Raw genomic sequence first — 16,993 nt, 5'->3', positions numbered from 1 at the left:
TTTCACTGAACGCAAAACCGCTCTTTCTCTTTGTTTGACACAATTCCGGACAGGAAACTGTTTCACACTTTTCCTGGAATTTCTCCGAGCGTAGCGGACACCGTTATCTATGATCCATAGTGTCGCCGAATATTATCGTCCAACAACCGCGGGGGGTGCGCGATGACTTTGACAAATGTGACCGTGACACAGGCTCGGAATGGGCTTGTTGACGTGGACGGTGCGAAGTGGTCCGGCTCGACGATCACTTACTCAATTCCGGGCGCCGGTTCACTCTGGGAGAAAGATTATGGATCGGAAGAGCCTTTCGACGCTCAATCCGGACCTTTCAACAGCACCCAGGCGGCGAGCTTTCGGATCGCCTTGTCCCTTTGGGACGCGTTGATCGCGCCTTCGATAACTGAGGTATCGGACGCAATCCCCGGGAAAATCCGCGTCGCATTCACCGACGTCACAGCGCGCGAGGGCTCAGGCATAGCCGCCTATGCCTATGGCCCGCCCCTGCCCGGCAACACGGCAATTGCCGTCAACGGCGACATCTGGGTCGACGAGACCTTTAAGTCATCCAGTTTCGCCCAGGATACCTCTGATTTCCAGATTCTCATCCACGAATCCGGGCATGCCCTGGGATTGAAACACCCCTTCGAGGCGCCGACTGTGCCGGCGGGATACGACAGCAGAACCTACACGGTGATGAGCTACACCTCGGAAGACTATTTCTTCACGTGGTCAGACGGCGGCGGCGGGGGCATCGCTTACAGCGTCGAGGGAACGTCGTCCTTTACGCCAATGGTGCTCGATATCATGGCGATTCAGTCCCATTACGGCGCAGATCCGACCACTGCCACCGGCAATACGGTCTATGCCTTTACCGACAATGGCTTGAATGGCAGGCAGGCGATCTACGATGCCGGCGGCACGGACACTCTAGACCTGTCCGCGCTTTCCCGAGGTTCTACCGTCGATTTGCGCCCCGGCGCCTATTCGGATCTCGACTACTACAATGTCGAGAATCAGATCGCTGACCTCACCGCGCAATTTGGTGGTTTTGGGGACTTTATTCGAAACACCCTGACTGATCCGACCACCCCGGCCTATGAATGGGAGCGAAATCTGGGCCTTGCATTCTCGACAACGATCGAGAACGTCATCGGCAGCGCACATGCCGATACCGTCATCGGGAATAATGTTGCCAATGTCATCGACGGCCGCGGTGGCGCCGACATCATGCAAGGCGGCATCGGCAACGACACCTACTATGTCGACAATGCCGGCGACCTTGTCCTCGAGGCCAATGGCCAGGGCACCGACAATGTCCAGGCGTATGTCAGCTTCAAYCTSTCSGGMCAGGCGCTGGAGAACCTGGCGCTGCGCAGCGCGGCTTCGATCAATGGCACYGGCAATTCCGCTGCCAACATCATCACMGGCAATTCCGGCAACAACGTCATCGATGGGCTCGCCGGMGCCGACACGATGAGCGGCAGCACCGGCAACGAYACCTACTATGTCGACAAYGCCGGCGACCAYGTCATCGAGCTCAACGGCCAGGGCAYCGACAAYGTSCAGGCCTAYGTCTCSTTCARCCTYTCCGGCCAGGAGYTGGAGAACCTGGCGCTGCGCAGTGGGGCCTCGATCAACGGCACCGGCAATTCCATTGCCAACATCATCACCGGCAATTCCGGCAACAACGTCATCAATGGGCTCGGCGGTGCCGACACGATGAGCGGCAGCACCGGCAACGACACCTATTATGTTGACAATGCCGGCGACCATGTCATCGAGGCGAATGGCGGCGGCACCGACAATGTCCAGGCCTATGTCTCCTTCAACCTGTCGGGACAGGAGTTGGAGAACCTGGCGTTGCGCAGCTCGGCTTCGATCAACGGCACCGGCAATTCCGCTGCCAACATCATCACCGGCAACACCGGCAACAACATCATCGACGGCCTTGCCGGCGCCGACACGATGAGCGGCGCGCAAGGCAACGATACCTACTATGTCGACAATGCCGGCGACCACGTTGTCGAGCTCAACGGCCAGGGCATCGACAATGTGCAGGCCTACGTCTCCTTCAGCCTCTCCGGGCAGGAGCTGGAGAACCTGGCGCTGCGCAGCTCGGCCTCCATCAACGGCACCGGCAATTCCGCTGCCAACATCATCACCGGCAACACCGGTGACAACATCATCGACGGCCTTGCAGGCGGCGACACGATGAGCGGCGCACAAGGCAACGACACCTATTTTGTCGACAATGCCGGCGACCACGTCATCGAGCTCAACGGCCAGGGCATCGACAATGTGCAGGCCTACGTCAGCTTCAACCTCTCCGGGCAGGAACTGGAGAATCTGGCGCTGACAAGCACCGGTAACATCAACGGCACCGGCAACTCCATTGCCAATGTCATCACCGGGAACAGTGGCGCGAACGCGATCAACGGCCTCCTCGGCAACGACACGCTGTCCGGCAGCACTGGCCAGGATACCTTCATCTTTACCACGGCGCTCAACGCCTCGACCAATGTCGACCGCATCACCGATTTCTCGGTGGTCGACGACACCATCCAGCTCGACAATGCGATCTTCGCAGCGCTCGGCGGCAACGGCACGCTGACAGCCGACCAGTTCATCAAGAACACCACCGGCCTTGCCGGCGACGTCAACGATCACATCATCTACGAGAGCGACACCGGCTGGCTTTACTATGACAGCGACGGCAGCGCCGCTGGCGGCTCGACCCATTTCGCCACGCTGACAGCCAATCTGGCGCTCACCAACGCCGATTTTGCCGTGGTCTGATCCGCTCGAAGATAGAACTCCCCACGCGATCGCAGGCGCCCGATTACGGCGTCTGCGATTGCGTGGGCATATCTCCTGTGCAGCCCGTTCAAAGCGTTGAATGGCACGGCTTTTGAGCTGGTTTCTTCCAGCCGGCTGGCGTTTTGGCGGCATGTTGCCTAAAATAATACTCGCACAATACTGGGTGGGGAAAGTCATGGCCAATCAGAGTGCTGTCGAGCAGGCAATCCTGGAACTGATCAATCGCGCGCGGCTCGATCCGGCCGCTGAAGCCGCTCGATATGGCATAAGCCTCAATGAGGGGGTTCCGGCCAACGAGACCATCTCCACCGCAATGAAGCAGCCGCTGGCGATGAACGACACGTTGCTCAGCGTGGCGCGGGCTCATAGCCAGGACATGATCGACCACGACTACTTTTCGCATACTGATCTGAGCGGCCACGATCCATTCGAGCGGATCACGGCAGCTGGCTATGACTGGAATACGGCAGGCGAAAACATCGCCTACAGCGCTACTTCCGGCACGCTCACACCGGCGATGTCTCTGCAACTCCATCAACTTCTGTTTGTCGATTCGAACTACCCTGGCCGTGGCCACCGTGTCAATTTGATGGATCCGGACTATCAGGAGGTCGGTGTCGGCCAGGCCCAAGGCATCTATCAGGGCCTCAACGCGACGATGCTGACCGAAGATTTCGGCCGGCCAGGCGGCAATCACCAGTTTCTCACCGGTGTCGCCTTCAACGATACCGTGACCGCCGACCAGTTCTATTCGATCGGCGAAGGGCGCGGCAACATAACGGTTTCCGTCAGCGGCGGACCGAACACGGCCAGCGGCAGCGCCGGCGGCTATTCCGAAGAGGTGACGGCCGGTCTCAAGACCATCACGTTTGCCGGCGGCGACCAGGTGACGCCGGTGGTTCTCACCGCGACGATCGCTGCCGGCTTCAACGCCAAGATCGATTTGATGGGCCAGTCGACCATCCGCACGTCGGTATCGGTGACAGCGCTGAACGGCATTTCATCTATCGTCGGGCTTGGCACGAATGCCTTGACGCTGATCGGCACCGACGGCACCCAAGCCATATTTGGTTCCTCGGGCGGCGACCATTTGGACGGCAAGGCCGGCAATGACACGCTGGATGGCAAAGCGGGTGCCGACAGCATGTATGGCGGGGCCGGCAACGACACCTACTATGTCGACAATGCCGGCGATATCGTCAGTGAAAACACCGCCGGCGCCAACGGCTCGGATATCGTCAATGGCTATATCTCGATCAACCTCAGTGATGGCAACCACTTCACGGGCAATATCGAGAACGTCGCACTGCGCAGCGCAGCTTCGATCAACGCCACCGGCAACAGCCTGGCCAATGCGCTGAATGGTAATTCAGCCGTCAACACGCTGAGCGGTCTTGGCGGCAATGATACGTTGGACGGCAAGGAAGGCGCCGACACCATGCAAGGCGGCATCGGCAACGACACCTACTATGTCGACAATGCCGGCGATCATGTCGTCGAGCTCAACGGCCAGGGCACCGACAATGTGCAGGCCTATGTCAGCTTCAGTCTTTCCGGACAGGAGTTGGAGAACCTGGCGCTGCGCAGCTCGGCTTCCATCAATGGCACCGGCAATTCGATCGCCAACACCATCACTGGTAACAGTGGCAACAACGTCATCGACGGACTTGGCGGTGCCGACACGATGAGCGGCGCGCAAGGCAACGACACCTACTATGTCGACAATGCCGGCGACCATGTCGTCGAAGCCAACGGCCAGGGCACCGACAATGTCCAGGCCTATGTCTCCTTCAATCTGTCGGGACAGGAGTTGGAGAACCTTGCGCTGCGTAGCTCGGCGAACATCAACTCGACCGCCAACATCATCACCGGCAATTCGGGCGCCAATGTCATCAACGGCCTCCTCGGCAACGATACGCTGAGCGGCGGCACCGGCAACGACAGTTTCCTCTTCACCACGGCGCTCAACGCGTCGACCAATGTCGACCACATCACCGACTTCTCGGTCGCCGACGACACGATCCAGGTCGACAACGCGATCTTTGCCGCACTTGGCGGCAACGGCACTCTGACGGCGGACCAGTTCGTCAAGAACACAACTGGCCTCGCCGCCGGCGGCAACGATCACATCATCTACGAGACCGACACCGGCTGGCTCACCTATGACAGCAACGGCAGTGCCGCTGGCGGCTCCACCCATTTCGCCACCCTCGCCGCCAACCTGGCACTCACTAACGCCGATTTCGTCGTGGTGTAAGGAGGTCATGCCGGTCGGCCCGAAGCGGACCTTGCCGCCACCGCCAAAGTCCATCGCAACAATTCCATCCCGAACCCTCGCTGGCTAACTACAAGTAAGAACGGTCAGTTGTGCTGTTTCAGGAAACCTCGTAAATATAGGTTGGGGTTGTTAATCTTGGGTGGGAGAACGTCATGGCTGTTGTCAGCGGTGGTACGGTTTTTGGACTGAATTTCGATACGCTGCAGGTGGGAGCACTGGTCGACTACGACTTCGAAGACCCGCAGCCTCTCTATGCAAGGTTTTTTGACGACGCGTCGAATTACACACTCTTTCAGGGCTCTGGATTCACTTATAACGCCGGCGTCCCTACGGGTGGGACCGTGACATCCGTCCAATATGTGGTGGCTGGCAGCACGGTGCTGCAGATCACGGGCCTGAACGTAGCAGCCACCGACGTTGCGAGCTTCGTCTTCAGCAATGACACGATGGGTCTGCTCAATCTCGCGCTGAGTGGCAATGACACGCTGAACGGAACGCCGCTGCATGACGTGCTCTATGGGTTCGGCGGCGCCGACACCATCAATGGCGGCGCCGGCGCCGACACGATGAGCGGTGGCACCGGCAACGACACCTACTGGGTCGACAATGCCGGCGACGTTGTCCTCGAGGCCAATGGCCAGGGCACCGATACAGTCAACAGCACGATTTCCTTCAATCTCTCCGGTCAGGAGCTGGAGAACCTGACGCTGCGCGGCGCGGCCTCCATCAACGGCATCGGCAATTCCATTGCCAACATCATCACCGGCAATTCAGGCAGCAACATCATTAACGGCCTTGCCGGTGCCGATACCATGAGCGGCGCGCAAGGCAACGACACCTATTATGTCGACAATGCCGGCGACCATGTCGTCGAGGCCAATGGCGGGGGCACCGACAATGTCCAGGCCTATGTCAGCTTCAACCTATCGGGACAGGCACTGGAGAACCTGGCGCTGCGCGGCGCGGCCTCGATCAACGGCACCGGAAATTCCGCTGCCAACATCATCACCGGCAACAGCGGCAACAACGTCATCAACGGCCTTGCCGGCGCCGACACGATGAGTGGCGCTCAAGGCAACGACACCTACTATGTCGACAATGCCGGAGACCATGTCATCGAGGCCAACGGCGGCGGCACCGACAATGTGCAGGCCTATGTCTCGTTCAATCTTTCCGGCCAGGAGCTGGAGAACCTGGCACTGCGTAGCGCGGCTTCCATCAATGGCACAGGCAACTCGACTGCCAACATCATCACCGGCAATTCCGGCAACAACATCATCAACGGCCTGCTCGGCAACGACACGCTGTCCGGCAGCACCGGGCATGACACCTTCGTCTTCACCACGGCGCTGAACGCCTCTGCCAATGTCGACCGCATCACCGACTTCTCAGTGGTCGACGACACAATCCAGGTCGACAATGCGATCTTTGCAGCGCTTGGCGGCAACGGTACGCTGACGGCGGAACAGTTCGTTAAGAACACCACCGGCCTTGCGGGTGACGGCAACGATCATATCATCTATGAGACGGATACCGGCTGGCTCATCTATGACAGCAACGGCAGTGCGGCGGGTGGTTCCACCCATTTCGCCACGCTTGCCGCAAACCTGGCGCTGACCAACGCCGATTTCGTCGTAGCCTGAACGTTAAGCGGGGGCATGTGGCAATTCAGATACAGAACCGCGGCGGCACCCGGCCTGCCCCAGCGGGATTGTCCGCGCCCAGCCGTGCGCTCAGGTCGTGCGCCGCGGCACTGGTTTGCGTTGCCGTTTTCTCGGGAATGATCAATCTGCTTGGTCTGACCGGCTCGCTCTACATGCTTCAGGTCTATGACCGTGTCCTGCCTTCGCACAGCATTCCGACCCTGACTGTGCTCTCGATCGCCATGGCGGGACTTTACATCGCCTATGGTCTGCTTGATCTCCTGCGGCTCAGGCTGCTGGCGCGGATCGGCAGGCGTTTCGACACCAGCCTGCAACCGGCTGTCTTCGCTCTCTCGGTCTCGCTCCCTCTCAGGTCCGGTCAAGAAGGCACACGCCTTCAGCCGATCGGCGATCTCGACCAGATACGCAGCTTCATTTCGGGATCGGGCCCGACAGCCTTCTTCGATCTGCCCTGGCTGCCCTTCTATCTGGTCGGCATCTTTTTCCTCCACCCGCTGCTTGGAGCGCTCGCGACGGCCGGCGCGATCGTGAGCGTCTTGCTGACACTGGTTGCCGAAGGGCTTAGCCGGGGACCCGCCAAACGGGCGATGGAATCGTCCATTTCCCGCAAGCAGCTTTCCGATGCCGGGCGTCGCAATGCCGAGGTGGTGCGCGCGCTTGGCATGGGACGTCGCATCAGCGGTCTCTGGCAGGATCGGAGCGAAGCGTATCTTGCCAATCAGTTGCGCATTTCCGACGTCGTCGGCGCGACCGGCACCGTCTCGCGGACGTGGCGAATGATCCTGCAATCGCTGATGCTCGGACTTGGTGCTTACCTGGTGATCGAAGGCGAGGCATCGCCCGGCATCATGATCGCGACGTCGATCATGCTCGCCAGGGCACTGTCGCCCGTCGATCTCGTCATTGCCAATTGGCGCCCCTGGGTTTCCACCAGACAGAGCTATGGCCGGCTCAAACAGATGCTGCGCAACGCCGATGCACAAGAAGCGCCTCTTACGCTTCCACGGCCTCGGGAGACGCTGTCGGTCGAGGCGGTCTCGGTCGGTGCGCCGGGCCAGCAAAAACCAATCATCCAGAATGTGGCGTTCTCCTTGCAGGCAGGAGCCGGGCTGGGCATCATCGGAGCCAGCGCGTCAGGCAAGTCCACGCTGGCGCGCGCCCTTGTCGGTGCGTGGACCCCTCTTCGCGGCACTGTGCGTCTTGATGCGGCCGCACTCGATCAGTTCGATGAAGAAGCGCTTGGACGCGACGTCGGCTACCTGCCGCAGGACATCGAGTTGTTTGAGGGTACCGTTGCCGAGAACATCAACCGCTTCAACGCCAACGCGAGCGCGGACGGCGTCGTGGCGGCGGCCGAAGCTGCCGGGGTCAAACAGATGATCCTCCGGCTGAGCGACGGTTTCCAGACGCGTATCGGCGAAGGCGGCTCAGCCCTTTCCGGAGGCCAGCGCCAGATGGTCGGTCTGGCGCGGGCATTGTATGGCGATCCGTTCCTCGTCGTTCTCGACGAGCCGAATTCCAATCTGGACGGCGAAGGCGACATCGCCCTGGGCGCCGCCATAAAGGGCGTGCGCGATCGAGGTGGCATCGTCGTCGTCATCGCACATCGGCCCGCGGCACTGGCGAATATCGATACCGTGCTGGTCATGGCCGGCGGAACGGTGCAGGCGATCGGACCGCGGGACGAAGTGCTGGCGAAGATGACGCGCCCAGCCAATGTTCGGCCGGAACAGGCCCCGGGCGGCGAGCGCGCACCAACTGTCGTCACCTTGCATGACAGGCGGCCATGATGAGCCTGGCGCCAATGCAAACGAGTGACATGAGGCTATCGCGCGCAGCAACCCCGCCGGCATTGCAACGCCCGTCGATGCGCGGCGATGGCGTTCGATCGACCATTGGATCCGGCCTCGTCGTTGTCGCCGCACTTGTTGGCGGCATCGGCATCTGGGCCGGGACCACTTCCCTTGCCGGCGCGGTCATCGCCAGCGGAACGGTGGTGGTGGAATCGAGTGTGAAGAAGGTGCAGGAGCAGACTGGCGGAACCGTCCACGAAATCCTCGTGCGAAATGGTGACAAGGTTACGGCCGGCCAGGTCCTGGTTCGCTTCGACGAAACGGTGGCACGCGCAAACCTCGGCATCATTGGCCAACAGCTCGACCGTGCGCGGCTGCAAATGACCCGCCTGGAGGCAGAGACCATTGGCCGCGACGAGATGATCATCCCGGACGATCTGTCCGCCCGGGCCAGCGATTCCGCAATGGCGATCCTCATCGCGGGTGAAAACGCGCTGCATCGAAGCAACATGACGCTTCTGGAAAGCCAGAAGGCGCAGCTTGGAACCCGTAACGATCAATATCGCGAACAGATCGAAGGCCTCAAGGCCCAGCGCGCCGCGGCCCTGGAAGCTCTCGACCTGGCGACCAACGACCTCGTCATCATCCAGGATCTCTACGCCAAGAGGTTCGCATCGCTGGATCGCCTGACTGCTTTGAAAACGCAGACGATCCAGCAAAAGGGCGAGGCTGGAAGGCTCCTGGCCGCGATCGCCGAAGTGGAAGGGCGCATCAGCGAGAATGCGCTTGCCAGTATCCAGCTCGACAACGACTTCCGCAAAAGCGCCAACGCCGACCTGCGCGAGGCCGAAGGCAAGGAGGCCGAACTGGTCGAGCGCAAGCAGGTGGCCCTGGACCAGCTGGACCATATGACGATAAAGGCTCCGCAATCAGGCGTTGTGCAGGAACTTGCGATCCACACGGTTGGCGGCGTTGTCGCATCTGGCGAGACCATGATGCTGATCGTGCCGCAGACGGACGATCTGGTGATCGATGCCCAGGTTCCGCCCTTGCGCATCGACGATGTCAGCCTTGGCCAGGCGGTCGTCATCCGCTTCTCTGCCTTCGACCGCAACACCACGCCGGAGTGTCATGGAACGGTCGATCGGATCTCCCCCGATCTGGTCAAGGACACAGCCAACCGGACGGCCTACTACGAGGCCCGCATCAACATTACCGACGAGGCGGTCTGCCTGAAAACGGCAACCCGGCTCATTCCGGGCATGCCTGCCGAATTGCACATCCAGACCGGCGACCGTACTGTCTGGTCTTATCTGATGAAACCCATCACCGATCAGCTCTCCCGGGCCTTCAGGGAATAATTGCCCTCAAGATCGCGGGCGCGGGTGCCTTCAGCTCGGACAGCCCTTTGAGCGCGAAGCACCGAGAGCCAACGACTTCAGACTGGCTGGTGCATGGATTTACCCCTGCCCGGTCAAGAGCGACTGACGTCTGCCCTGCGGCCGTTTTTCAAAGACGACAATGCTGTCATAGACGCAGATCGAGTCCGTTGCATGGGTGAACGCGTTCGGCGGCAAGGCGCCCCGCGCGTGATGCGCGTTGATCTCGTCGAGCTTTCCCTTGGCGAATTCCATGAACGATCCCGGCTTGCGCAGCCCACCGCCATAGTCATCCCAATAGCTCGTATGCGTGTCCTCGACGAAGTAGACGCCGTTCGGCTGAACATGATGGTAGAGATGCTCGAAGGTCGCGATGACATGATCCATCATGTGGCTGCCATCATCGATGACGATGTCGATGGGGCCATATTTCTCGACGATCCGATCGAGCAGTCGAGGGTCGTCCTGACTTCCAATGAAGACCTCGACCCCTTCGGACTCGTGCGCCTTGCATGCAGGATCGATGTCTACTCCGACGATTCGCGCGCCCTCGCCGAAATAAGCACGCCACATGTCGAGCGATCCGCCCTTGTAGACGCCGATTTCAACGACGACCGGCCTCCGGTTTCTGAACCGTTCGAAGTGGCGCTCGTAGACGTCGAAATAATGCAGCCACTTGTAAATCTCCTTGCCGCTGTTGTTCAAAAAGTACTGATGCAGGAACCCGCCCATCATAGCCTCTTCATCAGCTTGGCAATTTGCCGCCGCCAGCCGCCTTGGTTGTGCGGGCTGCCTTGATTGTGAATTGCCACAGCTTTGCCGACGAGGTTGGCCCTGATCCGTGCAAGCACCGGCTCCCATTCGTTTGCGACAAGGTAAAGCGCTTCGCCAAGGTTTGCCTCGATCTCGGCAAACTCCATGTTTGCAAAGCGTTGGCCGGCGTCGGCGATCCATGAACGATCATATCTGCCCTTGCCGAAGCCGGATATGACGGTGAGCCCGGTCCAGGGCGTTGCAATGGTGAACACGTCGAGGTCGGGGCGCAGCGTCTTGAGCGCCGGAACCAGTTTCCAGACGTCGCCGGTGTGGAATTGCGTCGTCGGCGGAACCTTTTGCGTCGCCTCGTCCAAGGCGGCGGTGTCGTGCACGAGCAGAACCGAGCCGGCGTCGCAGTAGCGTTCAAGGTTCGCAAAATCGCGCAGCACCTGGTCGAAAGTGTGCAGACCGTCGATGAACCCGACACCGATCGGGCGGCCGGCAAGCAGGGCGTCCGCTCCACCGCGATCGAAGAAGGCGTCACTCGTCTCCGGAAAAATGTGCGTTTGCGCGCCGAGCGCCACCGTGGCGCGTGGATTGGGATCGATGCCTATTGCAAGGGCTGGTGCCTTCACCTTGGAAAGCGACACGCCGTCGAAGACGCCTATCTCCACCACCACGGCGGGCTTCAGCTCTGCGTAAAAACGCTCCAGCCAGTCGTAATAGGAAGGCCCCGACATCCGCGTGCTGGCCAGGCCGGCATGGGCACCCACGCTATCGGCGGCAAGCGCCAATGCGTTGCGGTATTGAATGTCGGCGGCTTCGTTCTCGCCGATGACACGGTGCGCATCGCCGATCGCCGTGAAATAGGCGGCATCCCGATGCTCATTGTACCGCGAAAGAAGGCCGGCGGACAAAAGCACGCGCGACGTTGCAAGCTCGGCGGGTGCATGGCTGCTTGCCATGCGAGCGACGTCTGCCGCCGCCTTGTAATTCCCGCGCTCGAGCTCGACCTTCGCCAACTCGACCAGTGCTGCGGCGGCCTGGTTGGTCGGCGCGGGTTCTTCCGACGGCTTCAACTGCGCCCTGAAGCCCGCGGCAGTGGCTGGCCCGGCGCCGTGCGGAGACACGATCAAGGCGCGGGCAAGGTGCGGCGCAAGCGCTGGAGGCAGCGATCCCACGAAAGCCGAGGGGGCGTGAAAGCTAAAGTCCGCGCGACCCCTCAACGCGTCCCTTTCGGCCTTCCAGAGGAGCCAGTGCTTGGGCTGCTCGACGCTCGCGTTGGTGGCGACACCCCCGTGCAACTGGTGAAATGTAGCCTCTCCCAGGGTGAGGATGAGCTTTGCCCGCGGCATCTCCATCGCGCGTTCGAGCGTGTCGATGTTGACGAGGCCGCCTCCCGGATAGGTGAAGCGCTCATCCATGCCACCGATCACTTGCCAGCTCTCCCGGCTCATGAACAGGGCATTGGCTTCGGATATCGGCGTGAACCACGGATCGACCGAGGACTCATCCATCGTCCCGATCTCGAACAGACGGTACCCATCTTCCGGCCATCGGATCGATTGCAAAAGCGAATCCTCGATGGCCTTCGTATAGCCATTGCTGCGGGCATTCACCTGGGTGTCGCTGCCAAGATACCAGCCGGGTGCGGCCACGACTGCTGTCGGCGCCATGCCCAGGCCGATGCGAGCGAAATGCACCAACCCTGGCGTCACGATCCGTGCGCCGTCGATCATCACGCCGATGTTGTCCCCCCTCGCCTCCCTTATCCCGCGATTGACGGCAGCCGCGGGCGAAGGCAGTGCATCATCGATGCGCAGCAGGCGAAAGTTCGGCCCATAGTCCGCAACCAGGCCCTCACCAACGGCCGGTGACGATCCGTTGTCGACGACGATGACCTCGTAATCATCCGTCGTCACGTCTTGCTGGTAGGGCGTTGCGAGCGAAAGCAAGGTTCGCGGCAGCTCTCGGGGAATGTTGTAGGCGACAACAACGACGGACAGGGTGTTCGTTTTCATCGCGATTCCGTGGCTCAGTTGTCAGCCAATGGCTTCTGCCACCAACCGCCCGTCCAGTCTATCTCGTGGATCTCGGCTTTGATGCCGTTGCGCGCGCGGTAGTCGTCGACCGCTTGCCGGCATGGCCCAAACGCCATGTCGTCGATGATCGCGAACCCGCCGGGGGACAGCCTTGGATAAATCGCTTCAAGGCTGTCCATCGTCGACTCGTACATATCGCCGTCCAGTCGAATCAGGGCGAATGGACCGGCTTTCAGGCCAGGCAAGGTGTCCCCGAACAGGCCTTTGACGAAGACCACCTGGTCGTCCAGCAGGTCATAGGCGGCAAAGTTGGATTCGACCTGTGCCTGATCGATCGCCAGCTGCCGGTATTCGTGCAGCCTGTCACCCAGGTCGGCCGGAAAATTCTCGGGGTCCGGCGGTGGCAAACCGTCGAACGAGTCCGCGACATACACCTTCCTGTCCGTGATCCCGTTGGCGGCCAGAACGCCTTTCATCAGGATACAGCAACCACCGCGCCAGACGCCGGTCTCGATCAAATCCCCGGGCACGTTCTCGTCGATGACGCGCTGGACGAGGTCGCGGACATTCGTCAGGCGCTTGACGCCTGCCATGGAGTGAGCAACCGTCGGCCAATCGCGACCCACGAGGCGATCCTCGCGATTGAAGGGGGTCGACTCTCCGATTTTCGAGGGATCGATCACCTGCGAACCAGAGCCGTAGATCGTGTTGGCGATGATCTTGATCAGGAGATCAGTATAGAGGCGGTTCATCGTCGACCTTTCAAGGCGCTCAACAGTTCCATGGCGAAATACGCTGTTGCGGATATCCAGCCGAAGTGCAACAGGATTTGCGCGATTCAACCTGTCGCGCCATGCAAGCAAGCGGCGAATAATTGTCCAATGGGAGCCCCTGAATGCTAACCGCCAATCAAGCGATGGGCATGATCGAGACGCTCGACATTGCTGTTTTCCAGGTCGATACCGGAAGCACGCTCAGTGACCGCACAAGTTTCCTGCGCGTGCAGAACTTCGCGCGATCGACACTCGGCCGATACGTCTATCTCGAGGTTGGCTCAGACATCGGCGGCAGCCTGTTGCCGCATTTGATCGATCCGGCCTGCGAGGCGGTGATATCGGTCGATCTGCGGCCGGCGACCCAGCCCGACGAGCGTGCCGAGGTTTTTCACTACCCAGACAACACGGCGGCCCGGATGGTTGCCTTGCTGTCGGACAAGCTTCCGCCCGACGCAATGGCCAAGCTGATCACCATCGATAGCGACGTCTCCAATGTGCCGCCCCAGTCGATCGAGACCAAGGCGACGCTCGCGCTGATCGACGCGGAGCACACCAACACGGCCTGCTTTTCGGACTTTGTCGGCGTTCTCGGCCTTATGAAGCCGGACTGCATCATTTCCTTCCACGACGCCAACCTGATCGCGGACGCCATTGTCAATGCGGAGCGCTTTCTCGATCATCTCGGCATCGAGCATGAGACGGCGTTCCTTCCCGACACCGTCGCCGTCATGGGCCTCGGCAGGCTCGCATCCGCGGTCCGGGATCAGCTCCAGCCTCATGCCTTGGACCGGGAGACTTCCCTGGACCGCTGGCAACGGCAGCTATGGTCTCACATAGCCAGCGTGCACTCGCGGCAAAACGATGCCGAACTGGAGCACCTGCGCTCGGACAATTCGCGGCTGGTCGAGGAGATTGAACATGCGCGAAAGGCAAGCCGGGACGCACAGGCTCGCCAGGACGCCATAACCTCCAGCACGACCTGGCGTGCATCCGCCCCGGTAAGGGCGGTGGTCGATTGCATCAAACGTGGCTTTGCGCGCTAGACTAGCGAATCACCGGCTTTCCGCGGGTGACACGAAGCCAGGGCGATAGAGGCGGGTGAATGGATATCTTTGGTATCAAGGCGCTGTTGATCTGCGCGCTGATCTTCATTCCGTTCGAACATCTTTTTGCCGAGCGGCCGCAAAAGATCCTCCGCGAGGGCTTTGCCGTCGATGTGATCTACCTGCTGTTCAACAGCTTCATCGTAAAGGCGGCCGTCGTTTTGATGGCCGCCGGTGTCCTCGGGCTCGCTGCCATGCTTGTCCCGCAATCGATAACGCAAGCCGTTGGCAGTCAGCCCGTCTGGCTACAGGTTGCGGAAATCATCCTGATCACCGATCTCGGCGTCTACTGGGCACATCGCGCCTTTCATAAAATCCCTGCGCTTTGGAAGTTCCATGCCATTCATCACGGCATCAAGGAGTTGGACTGGCTCGGTGCTTTCCACTCTCACCCGGTCGACATCATAGTCACGAAGGCAATATCGCTGACGCCGGTCTTTTTCCTCGGGTTCTCGGAAGTCTCGATCGCCATCTTTTCGGTCATCTACTTATGGCACACGATGTTGGTCCATTCGAACATGCGGATTTCGTTAGGCCCTTTGAAGTGGCTGATCGCCAGCCCGCAGTTCCATCGCTGGCATCACGCCAATCAGCGGGAAGCCTATGACAAGAACTTCGCCGGGCAGTTGCCCTTCCTCGACGTGATGTTCGGTACCTATAATGCCACCGGCAACAAGGTGCCGGAGAAGTACGGCGTCGATGATCCGGTCCCTTCGACCTACTTTGGCCAGATCGGCTATCCAATCCAGCCCCGCAGGCGGCGATCGAATCCAGCAGCACCGAGCACCAAAGCGGAAGGCTGACGTAAGGCGGCGTCGCGACAGGTTTGCTTCCCCTTCGCGAGCGCCAGTACGGTTCATTGAAAAAAGAAAACCCCACCGGCAGGGACCAGAGGGGTCATCTTGGGAGGACGCGCGTCACGCTGCGTTCATCAATCGCGCATTGGTTAATTATCGCGCGATTGCGACACTGATGCGACACAAGTGCATTAGTCGTTTCTAATTTTCCGGACGGCGGCGCCACTTTTTCATGATCATAGGCATCGCGATGCCGGGCTCGCTGGCTTCCATGTCCTCAACGGAGAGCTGTTCGGCAAAGGAGACTGTCTCCTGCTGTGAGCTGGCAGGAAGGCTTTTTGCGCCGAATCGGCTAAGTCTCCTGTGTATGAACGAGACCTCACTTTATGCGCCGGTGAAGCGGTTCCTCGAAGGCCTCGACTTCCTCGTGAAGGGTGAGGTCGGTGGCTGCGACATCGTTGCGCTGCGCGACGGAGAGCCGCCTATCGTCGTCATCTGCGAGCTGAAACTGCAGTTCAATCTTGAACTGGTACTGCAGGGCGTGGACCGCGCGACGGCCTGCGACGAGGTGTGGCTGGCCGCGCGCATGTCGGCCCGGGGCAAGGGACGCGAAGGCGATGCGCGGTTTCGCAATCTCTGCCGCCGGCTTGGCTTCGGCCTGCTTGGCGTGACCGCGACCGACCGGGTCGAGGTGCTTCTCAGCCCGATCGCCGTGGCGCCGCGCAAGAATGCGCGGCGGCGCTCTCGCCTGGTCGACGAGCACCAGCGCCGCCGCGGCGATCCCGTTGCGGGAGGAGGATCGCGCAATCCGATCATGACCGCCTATCGCCAAAGCGCGCTTGCCTGCGCCGCCGCCATGGCGGACGGACCCAAGCGCCCGCGCGATCTGACGGCGCTGACGCCGATCGCGCCGAAGATTCTGCGGCACAATGTCTATGGTTGGTTCGCGCGCGTCGACCGCGGCCTCTACGATCTCACGGATGCCGGCCGTGCCTCGTTGGTCCGTTGGCCGCAACCATCGCATGATGAATCTCGACACGCAATTTTGAACGAACCGGCCATTTGATTGAAGGGTCCTGCAGGCTTCGGGGCCCTCCCCTTGGTTGATTTTTCCGGTAAAATATGATGCTTGTCCCACCCATGAAGAAGCTCTGCATGATGGCCCTGGCGTCCGTGACACTGGGTTTCCCGGCCAACGCAATGGACAATGCCTTGCGCGCCGGCCTGTTGAAACTCGATCCCCAAACCCGTCTTGAACAGCGTTGTGACGCCGAAGTGCTCGACCGGATCACCCATGACGATCGCAAGTTCAAGGCGGATCGCGTCGTTGCCTACGCCTTCGCGACGCCCGAGATGGGCGCCGATGCAATCAGAAGTCCGGGTGCTGCATTTCGTAGCAAGGGGCAATGGTACCGGTTGAAATTCAAATGCCAGACGGCGCCCGACCATATGGAAGTATTGCAGCTCCGCTATCGGATCGGCGACGAGATTCCGGAAGCCGAGTGGGCAAAGTATAATCTCTACGATTGATTGGCAGTTGGCCGCGGTGGTTCTGCCCGGCTACGGGCGCGCGCGGCCGCTCCCTCAA

Annotated in this window: 12 protein-coding genes; 9 read left to right on the top strand and 3 right to left on the bottom strand. The window is 60.5% G+C overall.

All coding sequences use genetic code 11. From position 1 onward, the window contains the following. Positions 1 to 162 precede the first annotated feature (162 nt). From AC1D2G_RS16750 to AC1D2G_RS16730, 5 genes are all read left to right on the top strand, one after another. Positions 163 to 2,796, top strand: a complete 2,634-nt coding sequence (locus AC1D2G_RS16750; RefSeq protein WP_477415395.1) for a hypothetical protein — start codon at positions 163 to 165, stop codon at positions 2,794 to 2,796. A 196-nt stretch (positions 2,797 to 2,992) separates the two neighbouring features. Next, on the top strand, positions 2,993 to 5,074 hold the full coding sequence (locus AC1D2G_RS16745; protein WP_477415393.1) for a CAP domain-containing protein: 2,082 nt from the start codon (positions 2,993 to 2,995) through the stop codon (positions 5,072 to 5,074). 173 nt (positions 5,075 to 5,247) lie between these two features. Next, positions 5,248 to 6,738 carry a beta strand repeat-containing protein gene (locus AC1D2G_RS16740; RefSeq protein ID WP_477415391.1) on the top strand — a complete coding sequence of 497 codons (1,491 nt, stop codon included), beginning with the start codon at positions 5,248 to 5,250 and terminating at the stop codon, positions 6,736 to 6,738. Positions 6,739 to 6,755: 17 nt separating this feature from the next. After that, positions 6,756 to 8,549 carry a type I secretion system permease/ATPase gene (locus AC1D2G_RS16735; RefSeq protein WP_477415389.1) on the top strand — a complete coding sequence of 598 codons (1,794 nt, stop codon included), beginning with the start codon at positions 6,756 to 6,758 and terminating at the stop codon, positions 8,547 to 8,549. 29 nt (positions 8,550 to 8,578) lie between these two features. Continuing rightward, positions 8,579 to 9,913: an HlyD family type I secretion periplasmic adaptor subunit gene (locus AC1D2G_RS16730; RefSeq protein WP_477415387.1), complete on the top strand. Its 1,335-nt coding sequence runs from the start codon at positions 8,579 to 8,581 to the stop codon at positions 9,911 to 9,913. 99 nt (positions 9,914 to 10,012) lie between these two features. Here the strand turns inward: AC1D2G_RS16730 and AC1D2G_RS16725 are convergent, their stop codons facing one another. Genes AC1D2G_RS16725 through AC1D2G_RS16715 form a run of 3 tightly spaced genes read right to left on the bottom strand, consistent with a single transcriptional unit; the run spans position 10,013 to position 13,592 of the window. Next, positions 10,013 to 10,663, bottom strand: coding sequence for a class I SAM-dependent methyltransferase (locus AC1D2G_RS16725; RefSeq protein ID WP_206073843.1), 651 nt, complete (start codon positions 10,661 to 10,663; stop codon positions 10,013 to 10,015). Next, positions 10,663 to 12,708: a glycosyltransferase gene (locus AC1D2G_RS16720; RefSeq protein ID WP_477396668.1), complete on the bottom strand. Its 2,046-nt coding sequence runs from the start codon at positions 12,706 to 12,708 to the stop codon at positions 10,663 to 10,665. The genes AC1D2G_RS16725 and AC1D2G_RS16720 overlap by 1 nt, the downstream gene beginning before the upstream one ends. A 14-nt stretch (positions 12,709 to 12,722) precedes the next feature. Continuing rightward, positions 12,723 to 13,592 carry a TylF/MycF/NovP-related O-methyltransferase gene (locus tag AC1D2G_RS16715; protein ID WP_477415385.1) on the bottom strand — a complete coding sequence of 290 codons (870 nt, stop codon included), beginning with the start codon at positions 13,590 to 13,592 and terminating at the stop codon, positions 12,723 to 12,725. A gap of 32 nt (positions 13,593 to 13,624) precedes the next feature. On the opposite strand from AC1D2G_RS16715, the gene AC1D2G_RS16710 reads away from it, so the two are divergent. The 4 genes from AC1D2G_RS16710 to AC1D2G_RS16695 all read left to right on the top strand — a co-directional run bounded on the left by AC1D2G_RS16710 (position 13,625) and on the right by AC1D2G_RS16695 (position 16,935). Further along, entirely contained in the window at positions 13,625 to 14,548 is a 924-nt protein-coding gene (locus AC1D2G_RS16710; protein WP_477304016.1) for a class I SAM-dependent methyltransferase, read from the top strand. 59 nt (positions 14,549 to 14,607) lie between these two features. Then, positions 14,608 to 15,411, top strand: a complete 804-nt coding sequence (locus AC1D2G_RS16705) for a sterol desaturase family protein (protein WP_477227201.1) — start codon at positions 14,608 to 14,610, stop codon at positions 15,409 to 15,411. Positions 15,412 to 15,772: 361 nt separating this feature from the next. Beyond that, a complete protein-coding gene (locus AC1D2G_RS16700) occupies positions 15,773 to 16,471 on the top strand; it encodes a DUF2161 domain-containing phosphodiesterase (protein ID WP_477415383.1) in 699 nt (232 codons plus the stop codon). 56 nt (positions 16,472 to 16,527) lie between these two features. Then, positions 16,528 to 16,935 carry a DUF930 domain-containing protein gene (locus tag AC1D2G_RS16695; protein WP_477415382.1) on the top strand — a complete coding sequence of 136 codons (408 nt, stop codon included), beginning with the start codon at positions 16,528 to 16,530 and terminating at the stop codon, positions 16,933 to 16,935. Positions 16,936 to 16,993 lie beyond the last annotated feature (58 nt).

This window comes from Mesorhizobium sp. P2_C7 (assembly GCF_056404515.1).
Note: the sequence above shows the minus strand (reverse complement) of the source record. Positions and strands in the feature narration are given on the sequence as shown.

Coding starts and splice junctions, on each gene's coding strand:
- AC1D2G_RS16745 (WP_477415393.1), top strand. CDS start 2,993: ATGGCCAATCAGAGTGCTGTCGAGCAGGCAATCCTGGAACTGATCAAT.
- AC1D2G_RS16740 (WP_477415391.1), top strand. CDS start 5,248: ATGGCTGTTGTCAGCGGTGGTACGGTTTTTGGACTGAATTTCGATACG.
- AC1D2G_RS16730 (WP_477415387.1), top strand. CDS start 8,579: ATGAGGCTATCGCGCGCAGCAACCCCGCCGGCATTGCAACGCCCGTCG.
- AC1D2G_RS16725 (WP_206073843.1), bottom strand. CDS start 10,663: ATGGGCGGGTTCCTGCATCAGTACTTTTTGAACAACAGCGGCAAGGAG.
- AC1D2G_RS16720 (WP_477396668.1), bottom strand. CDS start 12,708: ATGAAAACGAACACCCTGTCCGTCGTTGTTGTCGCCTACAACATTCCC.
- AC1D2G_RS16710 (WP_477304016.1), top strand. CDS start 13,625: ATGCTAACCGCCAATCAAGCGATGGGCATGATCGAGACGCTCGACATT.
- AC1D2G_RS16705 (WP_477227201.1), top strand. CDS start 14,608: ATGGATATCTTTGGTATCAAGGCGCTGTTGATCTGCGCGCTGATCTTC.
- AC1D2G_RS16700 (WP_477415383.1), top strand. CDS start 15,773: ATGAACGAGACCTCACTTTATGCGCCGGTGAAGCGGTTCCTCGAAGGC.
- AC1D2G_RS16695 (WP_477415382.1), top strand. CDS start 16,528: ATGATGCTTGTCCCACCCATGAAGAAGCTCTGCATGATGGCCCTGGCG.